The 15,286-nt window shown below is 59.2% G+C and carries 12 protein-coding genes; 5 read left to right on the plus strand and 7 right to left on the minus strand.

What is annotated here, in order from left to right; all coding sequences use genetic code 11:
- Positions 1-300: 300 nt before the first annotated feature.
- A complete protein-coding gene (locus tag RTCIAT899_RS12285) occupies positions 301-1,209 on the plus strand; it encodes a hypothetical protein (RefSeq protein ID WP_015340562.1) in 909 nt (302 codons plus the stop codon).
- On the opposite strand, the gene RTCIAT899_RS12290 is transcribed toward RTCIAT899_RS12285, so the two are convergent.
- Positions 1,184-1,636: a GatB/YqeY domain-containing protein gene (locus RTCIAT899_RS12290; protein ID WP_015340563.1), complete on the minus strand. Its 453-nt coding sequence runs from the start codon at positions 1,634-1,636 to the stop codon at positions 1,184-1,186. The genes RTCIAT899_RS12285 and RTCIAT899_RS12290 overlap by 26 nt on opposite strands.
- A gap of 301 nt (positions 1,637-1,937) precedes the next feature.
- On the opposite strand from RTCIAT899_RS12290, the gene carA reads away from it, so the two are divergent.
- Complete coding sequence (gene carA / locus RTCIAT899_RS12295; RefSeq protein WP_041677932.1) at positions 1,938-3,146, plus strand: glutamine-hydrolyzing carbamoyl-phosphate synthase small subunit; 1,209 nt, start codon at positions 1,938-1,940, stop codon at positions 3,144-3,146.
- Positions 3,147-3,259: 113 nt separating this feature from the next.
- Here the strand turns inward: carA and RTCIAT899_RS12300 are convergent, their stop codons facing one another.
- The 4 genes from RTCIAT899_RS12300 to RTCIAT899_RS12315 all read right to left on the minus strand — a co-directional run bounded on the left by RTCIAT899_RS12300 (position 3,260) and on the right by RTCIAT899_RS12315 (position 7,802).
- Complete coding sequence (locus RTCIAT899_RS12300) at positions 3,260-3,832, minus strand: EVE domain-containing protein (protein ID WP_015340565.1); 573 nt, start codon at positions 3,830-3,832, stop codon at positions 3,260-3,262.
- Between the two features lie 92 nt (positions 3,833-3,924).
- Complete coding sequence (locus RTCIAT899_RS12305; RefSeq protein WP_015340566.1) at positions 3,925-5,325, minus strand: MATE family efflux transporter; 1,401 nt, start codon at positions 5,323-5,325, stop codon at positions 3,925-3,927.
- A 148-nt stretch (positions 5,326-5,473) separates the two neighbouring features.
- Positions 5,474-6,730: a TCR/Tet family MFS transporter gene (locus RTCIAT899_RS12310; protein WP_015340567.1), complete on the minus strand. Its 1,257-nt coding sequence runs from the start codon at positions 6,728-6,730 to the stop codon at positions 5,474-5,476.
- 160 nt (positions 6,731-6,890) lie between these two features.
- Entirely contained in the window at positions 6,891-7,802 is a 912-nt protein-coding gene (locus RTCIAT899_RS12315) for a LysR family transcriptional regulator (protein WP_015340568.1), read from the minus strand.
- Positions 7,803-7,925: 123 nt separating this feature from the next.
- On the opposite strand from RTCIAT899_RS12315, the gene RTCIAT899_RS12320 reads away from it, so the two are divergent.
- A complete protein-coding gene (locus RTCIAT899_RS12320; RefSeq protein ID WP_015340569.1) occupies positions 7,926-8,918 on the plus strand; it encodes an aldo/keto reductase in 993 nt (330 codons plus the stop codon).
- 49 nt (positions 8,919-8,967) lie between these two features.
- Here RTCIAT899_RS12320 and ypfJ read toward each other — a convergent pair whose 3' ends face one another.
- Both ypfJ and RTCIAT899_RS12330 read right to left on the minus strand, forming a co-directional pair.
- Positions 8,968-9,888 (minus strand): KPN_02809 family neutral zinc metallopeptidase, encoded by a 921-nt coding sequence (gene ypfJ, locus RTCIAT899_RS12325; RefSeq protein WP_015340570.1) that lies wholly within the window; start codon positions 9,886-9,888, stop codon positions 8,968-8,970.
- 93 nt (positions 9,889-9,981) lie between these two features.
- Positions 9,982-10,473 carry a DUF2306 domain-containing protein gene (locus tag RTCIAT899_RS12330; protein ID WP_015340571.1) on the minus strand — a complete coding sequence of 164 codons (492 nt, stop codon included), beginning with the start codon at positions 10,471-10,473 and terminating at the stop codon, positions 9,982-9,984.
- A gap of 86 nt (positions 10,474-10,559) precedes the next feature.
- Here RTCIAT899_RS12330 and RTCIAT899_RS12335 point away from each other — a divergent pair, with 86 nt between their 5' ends.
- Both RTCIAT899_RS12335 and carB read left to right on the plus strand, forming a co-directional pair.
- Positions 10,560-11,384, plus strand: coding sequence for a LytTR family DNA-binding domain-containing protein (locus tag RTCIAT899_RS12335; protein ID WP_015340572.1), 825 nt, complete (start codon positions 10,560-10,562; stop codon positions 11,382-11,384).
- A 172-nt stretch (positions 11,385-11,556) separates the two neighbouring features.
- Positions 11,557-15,042, plus strand: coding sequence for a carbamoyl-phosphate synthase large subunit (gene carB, locus RTCIAT899_RS12340; RefSeq protein ID WP_015340573.1), 3,486 nt, complete (start codon positions 11,557-11,559; stop codon positions 15,040-15,042).
- The last annotated feature ends 244 nt before the right edge of the window (positions 15,043-15,286 follow it).

Raw genomic sequence — 15,286 nt, forward strand, 5'->3', positions numbered from 1 at the left:
CACCTGAGTGCCTTTGCAAAAGACGTTTGATTTTTGGGCCCCACCCTGCGTCATCAAATGTCAGCAAAGCGCAAGAAGGCAGGAGCTCCCCCAGCTCCTGCCTTCTCTAATTTTGGGCCATCTCCAATTCACGACGGCGCGAGCATCCCGCACATGCTGCGGAACATCTTTGGTTCCTCGCCGCGAGTATCTTGACGCAAGGCTGTCGATCGATATCCTTTATTATCTACGTATATGCGATCTTATTAATTATCTCGTCAGACAATTTGAAACTTAGTTCAGTTGATCGGAGACGATTGCATGTCTTTGTCTACAAAGGAACTTACACAAAACCCGAATTTTTTCCCAGAAATCCTCGATTATACACGAGAGATTTTATCAACTTATGATCGGAATCAGCACGTATGCTCCGTCTTTGCTTCACAGCAGCGCTGGCTGATGGCGCTTGCCGGCTTCGCCCTCTATTGTGGCGGCATTGACGGGGAACCGCCCGGCATCCATGCCAATCGTTTCGCCAACTATATTGTCGAGCATGAAATCGCCAGCCACAACACTGCGCTTAGCTTTATTCAGGAGATGCTTGCTCTCGATTTTCTGCGCTACCTGCCCATAGCCAATGATCGGCGCGCTCGGCCGATGCAGCCGACGGAAGAGGCCGCAAAGCAGCTTGCGCTATGGCTGAGCATCCATCTTTCCGTGCTGGATCGATTGGATGGCGGCAAGCGCAACGCCTCATTTGGCAAAAAACCGGAACTCATTGCCCTTATGCAGCCCACGATCTCGGTTGGCATCATTGAAAGCGACGAGCTGCGCAATCCGGGAGAAACCTTCGACCTGTTTACCTGGGCAAACTCGGGCGGCATCATCATGGATTATCTGATCTCCCGCATCGGGACAATCAACACCACGACTAAAAAAGCGATTATCGGGCCGGTGGCCTTTACCGATATCTGCAACCGCTTTCTGATCTCCAGAACAAACGCAAAGCGACTCATGAACAAGGCCATAAAAATGCAAAGCGTGGGGTGGATGGGATCGCCGGGACGGAGCCAGCTTTGGCTCTCGAGCGCCTTTGTCGAGGAATATTGCAACTATCAGGCGGGGAAGCTCGCCATCATAGACGCTGCCTGGCAAAACACCCTCGGCACGCGGCCAATCCGCATGCCGAGCGCGAAACAGAATTTTACTTCAGCAGCTCCTTCAAGATAGCCGAAGCCTTGGCAAAATCCATCTGACCGGCATAGCGCTCGCGCAGGGCGGCCACGCACTTGCCCATATCCTTCAGGCCCTGCGCGCCAAGTTCCGCGACAATCGCAACGCAGATCTCGCGAACCTTATCTTCGGAAAGCTGCTCCGGCATGAAACCCTGGATGACGGCGATTTCCTCGCGCTCCTTGTCAGCCAACTCCGGACGCCCGCCCTCGATGTAGATCTTCACCGATTCCTCGCGCTGCTTGATCATCTTGGCGAGCAGCTGCAGAATCTCGTCTTCGCTCGCCTGTTCCTTGCCGAGACCGCGATTGGCGATGTCCTTGTCCTTAATGGCTGCGAGGATGAGACGGACGGTCGAAAGCCTCGCCGTGTCCTTGGCCTTCATGGCATCTTTCTGGGCGTTGGAAAGGGTTTCGCGGATCATGTCTTTAACTCCTTGAAGCAGGCCGGCGACGATCGCCCCGGCCACTTATGTCATGTTGCTGTCTCTTAAACCAACAGTGTCGATCAACGCAATTGCACCCGAGAGCCCGAATTCCTTGACGGGAAAGCAAAACCGCGCATTGACCGGCTCGCCTTGTTTAGCTATGTCCATCACCTGCACATAAGATCGATAGGAAGATCTCAAGCCGCGACCGCTGTCGACGGCTGCACCTTGCTACAAACATGGCGGAACCGCCGGTCTCTTCAAGGCCGCGCCCGACGCCGGAAACGGGATGACGACTATGACCGCCACAGCCCCATGGACCACTGAAAAGCCAACTGCCCTCCTCGTTCTCGCGGATGGCACCGTGATCGAAGGCAAGGGTATCGGCGCGACCGGCAAGGTGCAGGCCGAAGTCTGCTTCAACACGGCGCTCACGGGTTATGAAGAGATCCTGACCGACCCCTCCTATCTCGGCCAGATCGTCACCTTCACCTTCCCCCATATCGGCAATGTCGGCACCAACGATGAAGACATCGAAGACCTGACGCCGGCCGCCCGCCACGGCGCCGTCGGCGTCATCTTCAAGGCCGATATCACCGACCCCTCGAACTACCGCGCCGCCAAACACCTCGACCAATGGCTGAAGGCGCGCGGCATCATCGGCCTCTGCGGCATCGACACGCGCGCACTGACCGCCTGGATCCGCGAGAACGGCATGCCGAACGGCGTGATCGCTCACGATCCGAACGGCGTCTTCGATATCGAGCAGCTGAAGGCTGATGCCAAGGCGTGGAGCGGACTTGAAGGTCTTGATCTCGCCAAGGTCGCCTCTTCCGGCCAGTCCTCGCAATGGTCGCAGACACCCTGGGTCTGGAACGAAGGCTATGGCGAACTCGGCGCCGATGACGCCAAGTACCATGTCGTCTGCCTCGATTACGGCGTCAAGCGCAACATTCTGCGCCTCTTCGCCGGCCTCAATTGCAAGGTCACGGTCCTGCCGGCGACGGCTTCGACGGATGACGTCCTCGGTCTCAAGCCGGATGGCATCTTTCTCTCGAACGGACCGGGCGATCCGGCGGCGACCGGCGAATATGCCGTGCCCGTCATCAAGGATCTGCTGAAGACCGAAATCCCGCTCTTCGGTATCTGCCTCGGCCATCAGATGCTTGGCCTCGCCCTCGGCGCCAAGACTGCGAAGATGCATCAGGGCCATCACGGCGCCAACCATCCGGTCAAGGACCATACGACCGGCAAGGTCGAGATCGTCTCGATGAACCACGGCTTCGCAGTCGACTCGAAGTCGCTGCCGGAAGGCGTTGAGGAGACTCATATTTCGCTGTTCGACGGCAGCAATTGCGGTCTTCGCGTTTCCGGCAAGCCGGTCTTCTCCGTGCAGCATCACCCGGAAGCATCGCCCGGCCCACAGGACAGCCACTATCTCTTCCGCCGCTTCATCAACCTGGTGCGCGAGAAGAAGGGCGAAGCGGCCCTCGCCGAACGCGCCTGATAGAACCGACCACCCAATCGCATGAGAAAAGCCCCGGATTGAGATCAATCCGGGGCTTTCTCTTTGTGCGTCATCTTGGGAGGTGTCTTCAATTGGTTCAGGCTTGCTGAAACTCAGGATTGCAGACGGCGCTGCTTCACCACCTCAAGCTCGCTCATCAAGATTTCCTCGAGGAACTCGAAGTCTGATTGCCCGAATTCAACGAGACCGAATCTCAGCTTGTAACCCCAATTCTTGTCCTGGGTGAAATCAAGCCAGCCCAGGAGCGGACGAAGCGGCTGTTCGGGCGCGTCCAGCCAATCCACATCCTTGCGATAGGCGTTTCCGCAGCCCATCTCGCCAAGATAGGGCTCGCCTTCACGGACAAAGCCGATGGCGGTGAAGCTCTGAAAGCCGTCCCTTTCGCCCATTTTGACGGAGGGCGAATAGTAGATGATGCCGTCGCCCGGCTTGATCCGCATTAAAGGGGCGCGCTTGCCATGATTTACCTGCATGAAACCATGCTGGCGCCCGATACGCACATGCTCGGCACTCGCGACTGCCAACCAGTAGGATTTCTGCTCCGGCTCCTGCCGCCGGGATGAGGTGTTGGCGTGTGGCAGGAGGCGTACAGCCGCCCCCTGATTGATCTGGTCTTCCCGCGGGAAAAGCGCGGCACCACTATAATTGCTTGCCTTGGACATCATAGTCGTCTCCCGTCTCTGGTATGAAACAGTTATAGACGATCATGCTGTCAATTTTTGTCAGTAGTCTCGCGGTGCGAAGATGACTGCCGCTATCAAGCGACGGCAGCCTTTTGCGTCCGCACGAGAATATAGAACCGGGCGCAAAGCATCGCCGCTGCTGAAGCAAGGCCGAGCAGGAAGCCGAACCAGATGCCGATACCGCCGAAGCCGAGCGGAAACGCCAGCAGCCAGGCGAGAAAGAAGCCGATCGGCCAATAGGCGATCAGCGCCAGGATCATCGGTACCCGCGCATCCTTCAGTCCACGCAGCAGACCGCTCGCAATCGCCTGCAGCCCATCGACAAGCTGGAAGAAGCCGGCCACGACGATCAGCGGAGCGGCAAAGGCAAGGACATCAGGCGCCTCGGCCGAATGGACGTCAAGGAACCAGCTTGCCAGCCAGGATGGCACGGTTGCAAACAGAATGCTGCCGCAAAGCGCGATACAGCACGAAACGACGAGCACGACGATGGCCGCACGCTTGAGACCGCGGTGATCGCCCTGCCCGTGGGCGACACCGACGCGCACCGTTGCCGCCTGGCTGAGGCCCAGCGGAATCATGAAGGCGATGGACGCCCACTGCAAAGCGATGCCATGCGCAGCAAGCTCGACGGTGCCGATCTGGCCCATCAGCAGCGATGCTGCCGTGAATAGGCTGACCTCAGCCAGAACCGTTACGCCGATCGGGAAACCAAGCCGGATGACATCCCATAAAGCATGCCAGTCGGGCCGCCAGAATCGCACAAATATCTCGTAGCGCCGCGTTTCTTGATGGGCTTGCACGTACCCAACGATGAAGAGCAAACCGGCGGTCTGCACGGCGACCGAGACAATGGCCGCACCATGCAGGCCCATCGCCGGCAGGCCGAAATGGCCGAGCACCAGGATATAGGCAAGCACGGCATTCATCACCAACATGGCGATAGTCACTTTGAGGATGATGCCGGCGCGGCCGATGGCGCTCACCAGCGCCCGGATGACATTGTAGAGCAGCCCCGGCAACACGGCGAAGTGGCCGATGTCGATATAGCCGCTCGCCAATTTCGCGACTTCGGGCTTCTGCCCCGCCGCGAGCAAAATCTCCTCGGAATAGAAGAAAGCCGGCTGCGCCAACAGCCAATAGGCCGTTACGACCCAAAGGCCCATGCGCAGCGCGCGGCGCACCGAGGTAACGTCGCCTCTGCCATAGGCCTGGGCCACCAGCGGCATGACCGCGATGGAAAAACCCGATCCGAAAACCAGGATCGTGAACAGAAACTGCGCGGAAAGCACCATTGCAGCGAGCTGCTCGGCACCGAGCCGGCCCACGATCATCACATCAGTGGTGTTAATGCCGAGCTGCGCCAATTGCGCACCGATCAGCGGAATGCCCAGCGCAAGCGTTGCGCGCACATGTGCAGACCACGAATTATCATTGTCATGCGCGTAAGGGCGCACAGGTGCCGGCATATCCATAGCAAAGACTCGATCTTTATAATCGCGCAAACCGTCCTACCCAAGGGTGCGCGAGCCCGTCGCATTAACGCAACCTAGGTTAAAAAGCCAGCGAACAAGCCCATGATGCTAAAGAATTCATCAGAACATCAAAATATCTGATGATATTTTAGGCCGCTTCGCCTGCCTGCGATTGGGATACCGCTTTCGGCTCGGTCTTGCGGACCTTCGCCACGAGCACGACAAGGCCGGCGACCACCAGGATTGCGCTCATGATGAAGGGCGCACCAGCAAAAACGACGGGTGCGGTTGGCGCGGTATAATACTGGAACAGATACGGAAACAGCACCGGCCCAATGATGGCGGTTATACTCGTCAGGCTGCCGAGCACTCCCTGCAATTCGCCTTGTGCGGAAGGCGGAACCTTGCTGGCTGCAATGGAACGAAGCGGCGCATCCGCGACATTTTCAATGACAGTCAAGACAATAACTGCGTAAACCATCCAACCTTGCCATGAAAAGGCGTAGCCGATCAGGCCGAGACCGGAAAACACCATTCCGAGCACTGCAGTCTTCCACTCGCCGAGCACAGGCACCAGCCGTGGCAATACGAGACCCATGGCGATGGCGGCACCGATCCCATAGACAGCGAGCGAGAAGCCGATCTGCCCCTCGCTCCAGTCATAGCGATAGGAGGTGACGAAAGCCCAGACCGCCGGGTAAACGCCATGCGCCAGCCAGTTCAGGAACATCACGACACAGACCCAGCCGATACCTTGGTAGCGGCGCATGTGCTTCAGCGCGCCGAACGGATTGGCGCGCGTGATCTCGAAGGGCCGGCGGTGTTTCGCGTCGAGCGTTTCCGGCAGCAGGAAATAGGCGCCAACGAAATTCAGGAACGCGAGAGCCGCCGCGCCATAGAAGGGCACGCGGGGGCCGAACTCGCCCAGAAAGCCCCCGATGACGGGGCCAAGCACAAAGCCGACACCGAAAGCCATGCCGATCAGGCCGAAATTCTTCGCGCGGTTCTCGTCATTGCTGATATCGGCGATATAGGCGGAGCAGGTCGAGAAACTTGCGCCGCTGATGCCGGCGAGGATGCGGCCGACAAACAGCATCCAGTAGGAGCCGGCAATCGCACAGATGAAATTGTCGATCGCGAAGGTCAGCACGGAGGCCAATAGCAGCGGCCGACGGCCATAGCGATCGCTCAGATTGCCGATCAAGGGTGAAAACAGAAACTGCATGCCGGCATAGGCCAGCAACAGCCAGCCGCCCTCGGTTGCAGCCGTGCTGACCGAGGCACCCGTCAATTCCTCAAGATATTTCGGCATCACCGGCATGATGATCGCGATACCGATGACGTCGAGGAAGAGGATAAGGAAGACGAGGAACAGGCCTCGACGGGCGAATTTCTGATCGATCATGGAGATGCCTTCTGGCGGCTCCGCCTCGATGAAAGAGACAGAACGTGAACGAAAAACCGGTGCGTTCCCCATACATAAAGATTTTGGCGGAAACAATACGTGAACGCTTCAATCCTATTGATTTATCGAACGCTTTTTTTGATCCTTGGCACAAAAGCGACTATCTGTCGCGACCGCGCCGCTGTTCTCGATTGAGAAAGTCGACGAAGGCTCTAAGCGGTGCCGGCATGTGGCGTCTGCTGGCATAATAGAGAAACGGACCGGAAAAAGCCGTGTCCCATTCTTCCAAAATCGGCACCAATTCTCCGCTGGCAATCTGCGGCGCGAGGAATTCCTTGAATGTTCTGATGATGCCCAATCCAGCCACCGCCGCGCTGCGCTCTATGTCGATCGAATTCGTCGCGACGACCATCGGTGGCGTAATGAAGATCGTCTCGCCCTTCCTTTCGAACTCCCATGGCAAAGCAGATCCGCTCAGGAAGCGATGACGAATACAGCGATGCTCGAGTATATCGCGCGGATGTTGCGGCGTGCCGTTTGCAGCCAGATAGGCCGGCGCGGCAGCCGTGATATAATGCTGTTGCCGCGGCCCGATCGGTACGGCGATCATGTCCTTTTCCAGCCGCTCGTCATAGCGAATCCCGGCATCGTAGCCGGCCGCCACCACATCGATGAAACTGTCCTCGGCGACGATTTCGACTGATATCGCCGGATACTCCTTCAGAAAGCGGCTGATGATGTCGGGCATGACGACCATGGCGGCGACGATCGGCACATTCAGCCGCAAAGTCCCGCCGACGCTGTCACGAAAGCTGTTGATATCGTCGAGCGCCACAGAGATCTCGCTCATGGCGGGCGTCAGCCGCTCCATGAGCCGCTCCCCAGCTTCAGTCGGCGTCACGCTTCGGGTCGTGCGATTGAGCAGACGGACCGTTAGCCGCTCCTCCAGCCGCCGGACCGCTTCGCTTAATGACGAGGCGGAAACGCCGCGCTTGCGTGCCGCTTCACGAAAGCTGCGTTCGCGGGCAACCGCAGTAAAGGCAACCAGGTCTGCCAGTGGCAAGTCATCCATTGTGCGAAATTCCAAACGACCCGTTTCGATTTACCCGGATTATCGCACAGAGCGCAGCGGAGTAAAACATCATCACAGAAGCCTCTGGAAAAGAGAGCGCACCTTCGACCAAGGAGAGTAACGATGGAAAAACATCAACTGGGAAGAACCGGACCGCAGGTATCGACACTTGGCCTCGGCTGCATGGGTATGTCTGGCATGTATGGGCCGTCTGATCGCACCGAAAGCATCGCCACCATCCATGCCGCGCTCGATGCTGGGATCAACCTGCTCGATACCGGTGATTTCTACGGCATGGGCCACAATGAGATGTTGATCGGCGAAGCGATCAAGGGGGTGGAGCGGGACGATTTCCTGCTGAGCGTCAAGTTCGGCGCGCTGCGCGATCCCGCCGGAGCATGGCTCGGCTACGATGCCAGGCCGGCGGCGATCCGCAATTTCGTCGCCTATTCGCTGCAGCGCCTCGGCGTCGATCACATCGATATCTACCGCCCTGCCCGCCTCGACCCGAACGTGCCGATCGAAGATCAGATTGGCGCGATATCGGACCTCATCAAGGCGGGCTACATCAGACATATCGGCCTGTCGGAAGTCGGCGCTGACACCATCCGCCGCGCTGCTGCCATCCATCCGATCGTCGACCTGCAGATCGAATATTCGCTGATCTCGCGCGGCATCGAAGACAAGATCCTGCCGACCTGCCGTGAACTCGGCATCGGCGTTACTGCCTACGGCGTTCTTTCGCGCGGCCTCATCAGCGGCCACTGGCAGAAGGATAATGTCCAAAAGGACGACTTCCGCACGATAAGCCCGCGCTTTCAGGTTGGAAACGTCGAAAAGAACCTGGAACTGGTGGAAGCTTTACGCCGGATCGCCGAGGCGAAGGGCGCGACCGTCGCGCAGATCGCGATTGCCTGGGTCGCAGCCAAGGGCAAGGATATCGCCCCGATCATCGGCGCCCGCCGCCGCGACCGCCTGACGGAGGCCCTGGGAGCGCTCTCGGTTGAATTGTCGCAAGCCGATATGGCCGCGATCGAACGCGCGATCCCGAAAGACGCCGCGGCCGGTGGCCGCTACCCCGAAGCGCAGCTGACGCATCTCGACAGCGAGAAATAACCCGAAAGGCTTGCCCGCTCGCCGGTATCCCGGGAGCGGGCAAGCAGGATCAGACCGGATTGTTCAGCGTATCGCAATCCGAGAGCTTGCCGGATTCGAAGCCCTGTTTGAACCACTTCACGCGTTGCGCCGACGTGCCGTGATTGAAGCTGTCGGGAACGACGTAGCCCTGCGTGCGCTTCTGCAGCGTGTCGTCGCCGATCTGCTGCGCCGCATTCAGCGCCTCTTCGAGGTCGCCGGCCTGCAGGATGCCCTTCTGCTGGGTGAACTTGCCCCAGATGCCGGCGAAGCAATCGGCCTGCAGTTCGATGCGCACCGACATCTTGTTGGCGTCCACTTCGCTCATGCTGCGGCGGGCCTGATTGAATTTTGGCAGGATTCCGAGTAGGTCCTGCACATGATGGCCGACCTCATGCGCAATCACATAGGCTTGCGCGAAATCGCCGGATGCGCCGAACTGATCCTTCATCTGCTGAAAGAAGGCCATGTCGAGATAGACCTTCTGATCGCTCGGGCAATAGAAGGGGCCGGTCGCCGCCGAAGCCTGACCGCAAGCCGAAGGGAAGCTGCCGGAAAACAGCACGAGCTTTGGATCCGTATAGGTCTGGCCCATCGATTTGAAGATGCCGGTCCAGGTGTCTTCCGTGTCGGCAAGCACGGTCGCGACGAACTGCTTCATCTCGTCATTGGCCGGCTGCCCGCCGCTACTACTGTTGGAAGTGCTCTGCTGATATCCGGAGCCGCCGCCCTCCAGCATGCCGCTTTGCTGCAGCAGACCGATGACATCGACGCCCATGGCCCTCAGGATCAGGAAGATCACGATAAGCACGATAATGGTGCGGAAGCTCAAGCCGCCGCCGCCGATCCCTCCGCCCGGGAACCGGAAGCCGCCGCCACCCCCGCCACCCATGGGCGATGAGCCACGTTCGTCCTCGATATTGTCGGATTGCCGACGCCCCTTCCAATCCATAGTGCACCTCCTGGCGATGCCTAAAATCAAAGTCCCTTGAGGTATTTATATATCCAGGAAGTGTAACAAAGCCAGTTGGCTATCGACAGAACATTAGCTTAAACGGCGGCGCTGCCATATTTCTTTAGACATCAGCCATAAAAGCGCAATGACTATACCCGCCGCGACCAGAAACGGCGCCATTTCATCGCCATCGAAGGCCACCTTGTTCATGATCCGCCCCGGAAGAAAGGTAAAAGCTCCGGCACCCACGATGCCACCGAAGTAAAGGCCTCTGACGATGCGCTTATGCGCGTCGATATCATGTTTGCGTGCATTGGCGATCGCTCCCCAGCAACCGAAGAGAACGAAAAGGGAGAGCAGATGGATCGGGCTGAAGCCGTAAAACATGTCGATCTGATGAATGAAGAAGCTCGACAGCGCCGTAATTGCCATCAAGACCAGCCATATCTTGCCGAGCAGACGGTGTCTCGGCGTTCCCTTTGGCCTGGCAAGAAGATAGGCGCCGAGCAGGGCGGCCGGGAAAACCGCCGCGACATGGATCTGGATCGCGATCGGGGCATCGAGAAGCGGCTCGAGGGTCATCATCTGTATCCGGTTGAGTTTGCCGAGCCTTTCCGCGATAGTGTTGTTCTCTCAATCGAAATTGCGCGAAAGAACGGGAAATCTTCGTGGATCACACCTTTCTGCAATCCACGCTTCGCGAATTGCGGATCATTCAGCATTCACCGCGTTTCTGGGCGACCTTTGTCACGATCGTCCTGATCTTTGCCTTGACCGGCCCCTACGGCACCCTTGATCGGCTGATGCCGGGAGCGCGGCTCGGTTACTGGCTTACCCTACACGCCATGGCCTGGTCGATCGCGATCGTCTTCTCCGTCGCCGCCGAAATCCTGCTGCGCAGGCATATAGCCAGCATGTTCGCCCGGTTAATGATCGGATCCGTCGTTGCCGCACTGCCGATTGGCTTCGGAATCGCACTCGTTAATCTCGCGTTCTTTGGAACGGCGCCCAGCCTGAGCGCCAGCCTACATCAATCGCTCGGCTCCATACCGCTTTGCGTCCTCTTCTGCGTTCTCGCCTATCTGACCATGCACCGGCAGATAGTGGTGGCAGCCGAGGGGTCGGATGCCACGGAGGCGAACGCTAGGCCCACCGCCCCTGCAGAGATTCGAACCGTGGCTTCGCAGCCGCCGATTCTCTTGCGCTTGAAGCCAGAAAACCGGGGCGCATTGGTAAGGCTCACCGTTCGCGATCATTATACCGAAGTGGTGACGACACGCGGTCGGGAACTCATCCTGCTGCGTTTCGGCGACGCACTCACGGAAATCGGCAATATAGAAGGTATCCGCCTGCACCGATCGCATTGGATCGCGACGGATCATATCACTCGCCTGAAACGCGACAACGGCAAGCTTTTCGTCGTCGCACGGGACGGCGTCGAGGTGCCCGTCAGCCGCTCCTATGCGGAAGATGTCCGGCGGCGTTTCGGCTAATGGCGACAAAGTCGGCAGAATTCATGTCGATTCCGCCATTTATGGGGTTCCGTTTACAATTACATTTGCCTATAAGCCGCTTCTAGCCTGAAAATATTGCCCATAGCGCCCCCGGCCGGTGATCTCCCACCCTGGCCGGTTTTTGGCGCAACGAAAAAACGGATGTGAGCCCATGCCGAAGCGCCAAGATATCAAATCGATCCTCATTATCGGTGCAGGACCGATTGTTATCGGACAGGCTTGCGAATTCGACTATTCGGGCACGCAGGCCTGTAAAGCACTCCGAGAGGAAGGCTACCGCGTCATCCTCGTCAACTCAAATCCGGCAACGATCATGACCGATCCGGGCCTGGCGGATGCGACCTATGTCGAACCCATTACGCCCGAGGTCGTCGCCAAGATCATCGCCAAGGAGCGCCCTGACGCGCTGCTGCCAACGATGGGCGGCCAGACCGCACTCAATACCGCGCTGTCGCTGAAGCGCATGGGCGTGCTCGACCGCTACAATGTCGAGATGATCGGCGCGAAGCCCGCCGCCATCGACATGGCCGAAGACCGCGCTCTCTTCCGCGAAGCGATGGCCCGCATCGGCCTCGAAACCCCACGCTCGATGCTGGCCAACGCCACAGACATCAAGGACGCCGATCGCAAGACCCACGAGGCCGAGCGCAGCAAGCTGAAGGCGCAGCTTACCGGCACCGAGCTCGACAAGGCACTCGACGAACTGGAAAACCAGTGGAACCTCGGCGAAAGCGACCGCAAGCAGCGCTATATGAGCCATGCAATGGCAATTGCCGCACAGGCGCTCGACCATGTCGGCCTGCCCGCCATCATCCGTCCGTCCTTCACGCTTGGCGGCACCGGCGGCGGCATCGCCTACAACCGCTCGGAATTCTTCGAAATCGTCGGCGGCGGCCTTGATGCCTCGCCGACCACGGAGGTGCTGATCGAAGAATCGGTGCTTGGCTGGAAGGAATTCGAGATGGAAGTCGTCCGCGACACGGCGGACAACTGCATCATCATCTGCTCGATCGAGAACATCGACCCGATGGGCGTTCATACCGGCGACTCGATCACCGTCGCTCCCGCTCTGACGCTGACGGACAAAGAATACCAGATCATGCGTAACGCCTCGATCGCGGTTCTGCGCGAGATCGGCGTCGAAACCGGCGGCTCGAACGTACAGTTTGCCGTCAATCCGAAGGACGGCCGCCTGGTCGTCATCGAGATGAACCCGCGTGTGTCGCGCTCCTCCGCGCTGGCCTCGAAGGCAACCGGCTTCCCGATCGCCAAGATCGCAGCCAAGCTCGCCGTTGGCTACACCCTGGACGAACTCGAAAACGACATCACCGGCGGCGCGACGCCCGCCTCCTTCGAACCGTCGATCGACTACGTCGTCACCAAGATCCCGCGCTTCGCCTTTGAAAAATTCCCCGGCGCATCCCCGGTTCTGACGACCGCGATGAAGTCGGTCGGCGAAGTCATGGCGATCGGCCGTACCTTCGCGGAATCGCTGCAGAAGGCGCTGCGCGGCCTCGAAACTGGCCTCACAGGTCTGGACGAGATCGAAATCCCCGGCACAGAGGAAGGCGAAGGCAGCCGCAACGCCATCCGCGCCGCCATCGGCACGCCGACGCCCGATCGCCTGCGCATGGTCGCCCAGGCGCTGCGCTTGGGGCTCAGCGTCGAAGAGGTGCATGAAGGCTGCAAGATCGACCCCTGGTTCCTTGAGCAGCTGAAGAACATCGTCGACATGGAAAGCCGCATTCGTGAGCACGGCCTGCCGCAGGATGCCGCCAATCTGCGCATGCTGAAGGCCATGGGCTTCTCCGACGCCCGTCTCGCGACGCTGGCCGGCAAGCGCCCGAAGGAAGTGGCGGAATTCCGCAATTCGCTGAACGTGCGCCCGGTCTTCAAGCGCATCGATACCTGCGCCGCCGAATTCGCCTCGCCGACGGCCTACATGTACTCGACCTATGAAACGCCCTTCGTCGGCGCTGCCCGCTCCGAGGCCCAGGTTTCCGACCGCAAGAAGGTCGTCATCCTCGGTGGCGGCCCGAACCGAATCGGCCAGGGCATCGAGTTCGATTATTGCTGCTGCCATGCCGCCTTCGCGCTGAAGGATGCAGGTTATGAAGCCATCATGATCAACTGCAACCCGGAAACGGTTTCGACCGACTACGACACCTCGGATCGTCTCTATTTCGAGCCGCTGACGGCCGAAGATGTCATCGAGATCCTGCGTGCGGAGCAGGAAAAGGGCGAAGTCGTCGGCGTCATCGTTCAGTTCGGCGGCCAGACGCCGCTGAAGCTCGCCGAAGCGCTGGAAAAGAACGGTATCCCGATCCTCGGCACTGCGCCTGATGCGATCGACCTTGCCGAAGATCGTGACCGCTTCCAGAAGCTCCTGATGAAGCTTGATCTCAACCAGCCGAATAACGGCATTGCCTACTCCGTCGAACAGGCACGCCTCGTCGCCTCCGAAATCGGCTTCCCGCTGGTCGTGCGCCCGTCCTACGTTCTTGGCGGCCGCGCCATGCAGATCCTCCATTCGGAAGGCCAGCTGCAGAGCTACCTGCTCGACACGGTTCCCGAGCTGGTGCCGGAAGACATCAAGCAGCGTTATCCGAACGACAAGACCGGCCAGATCAACACGCTGCTCGGCAAGAACCCGCTGCTGTTCGACAGCTATCTGACGAACGCCATCGAAGTCGACGTCGATTGCCTCTCCGACGGCACCGACGTCTACATTGCCGGCATCATGGAGCACATCGAAGAGGCCGGCATCCATTCGGGTGACTCCGCCTGCTCGCTGCCGCCTCGCACGCTCTCTCCTGCGATGATCGACGAGTTGGAGCGCCAGGCGAAAGCCATGGCCAAGGCTCTGAATGTCGGCGGCCTGATGAACGTTCAGTTCGCCATCAAGGACGACACGGTCTACGTGCTCGAAGTCAACCCCCGCGCCTCGCGTACGGTGCCCTTCGTCGCCAAGACCATCGGCGCGCCGATCGCCAAGATCGCCGCCCGCGTCATGGCCGGCGAAAAGCTGGATGCGACCTTTGCCGCCTATGGCGAAAAGCCCGATCCGCGCAAGCTGAAGCATATCGCCGTCAAGGAAGCAGTCTTCCCCTTCGCCCGCTTCCCTGGCGTCGACACCCTGCTCGGGCCGGAAATGCGCTCGACCGGCGAAGTCATCGGCCTCGACACGGATTTCGCGCTGGCCTTCGCCAAGTCGCAGCTCGGCGCCGGCGTGGAGCTGCCGCGTGATGGAACGGTCTTCGTCTCGGTTCGCGACGAAGACAAGCCGCGCGTGCTGCCGGCGATCCGCATGCTGGCCGAACAGGGCTTCAAGGTGCTGGCAACCGGCGGAACCCAGCGCTATCTAGCCGAAAACGGCATCGAAGCGACGAAGATCAATAAGGTGCTTGAGGGACGTCCGCATATCGAGGACGCGATCCGCAACCGTCAGGTCCAGCTCGTCATCAACACCACCGACAGCAACAAGGCGATCTCGGACTCGAAGTCGCTGCGCCGCGCGACGTTGATGCAGAAGGTACCCTATTACACCACCATGGCCGGTGCCGAAGCAGCCGCCATGGCGATCAAGGCGCTGAAGGCCGGAAACCTCGAAGTTCAGCCGCTGCAGAGCTATTTCTGAAGCAGCTGATTCGATAATAAGGAGCGTGAGCAGGATAGCCGGCTCACGTTCATTGCGACCCCGCCAGCCGATCGAATGGTCAGGGAGCTTCAACAGGACCTTTCCCTAAACCTTCGAATTTTCTGGCTTTCGTCTGTCGCAATCTGCTATAGGTGAGAGAATAACGGCTCTGGATGGTTCCGAAGTACCCCTTCGGGACCTGTTTTCTTTTGTGTCTGCAGCAGAGCAACACAGGGAGTGAAGG

The sequence above is a fragment of the Rhizobium tropici CIAT 899 genome, assembly GCF_000330885.1.
GTDB classification, from domain to species: domain Bacteria; phylum Pseudomonadota; class Alphaproteobacteria; order Rhizobiales; family Rhizobiaceae; genus Rhizobium; species Rhizobium tropici.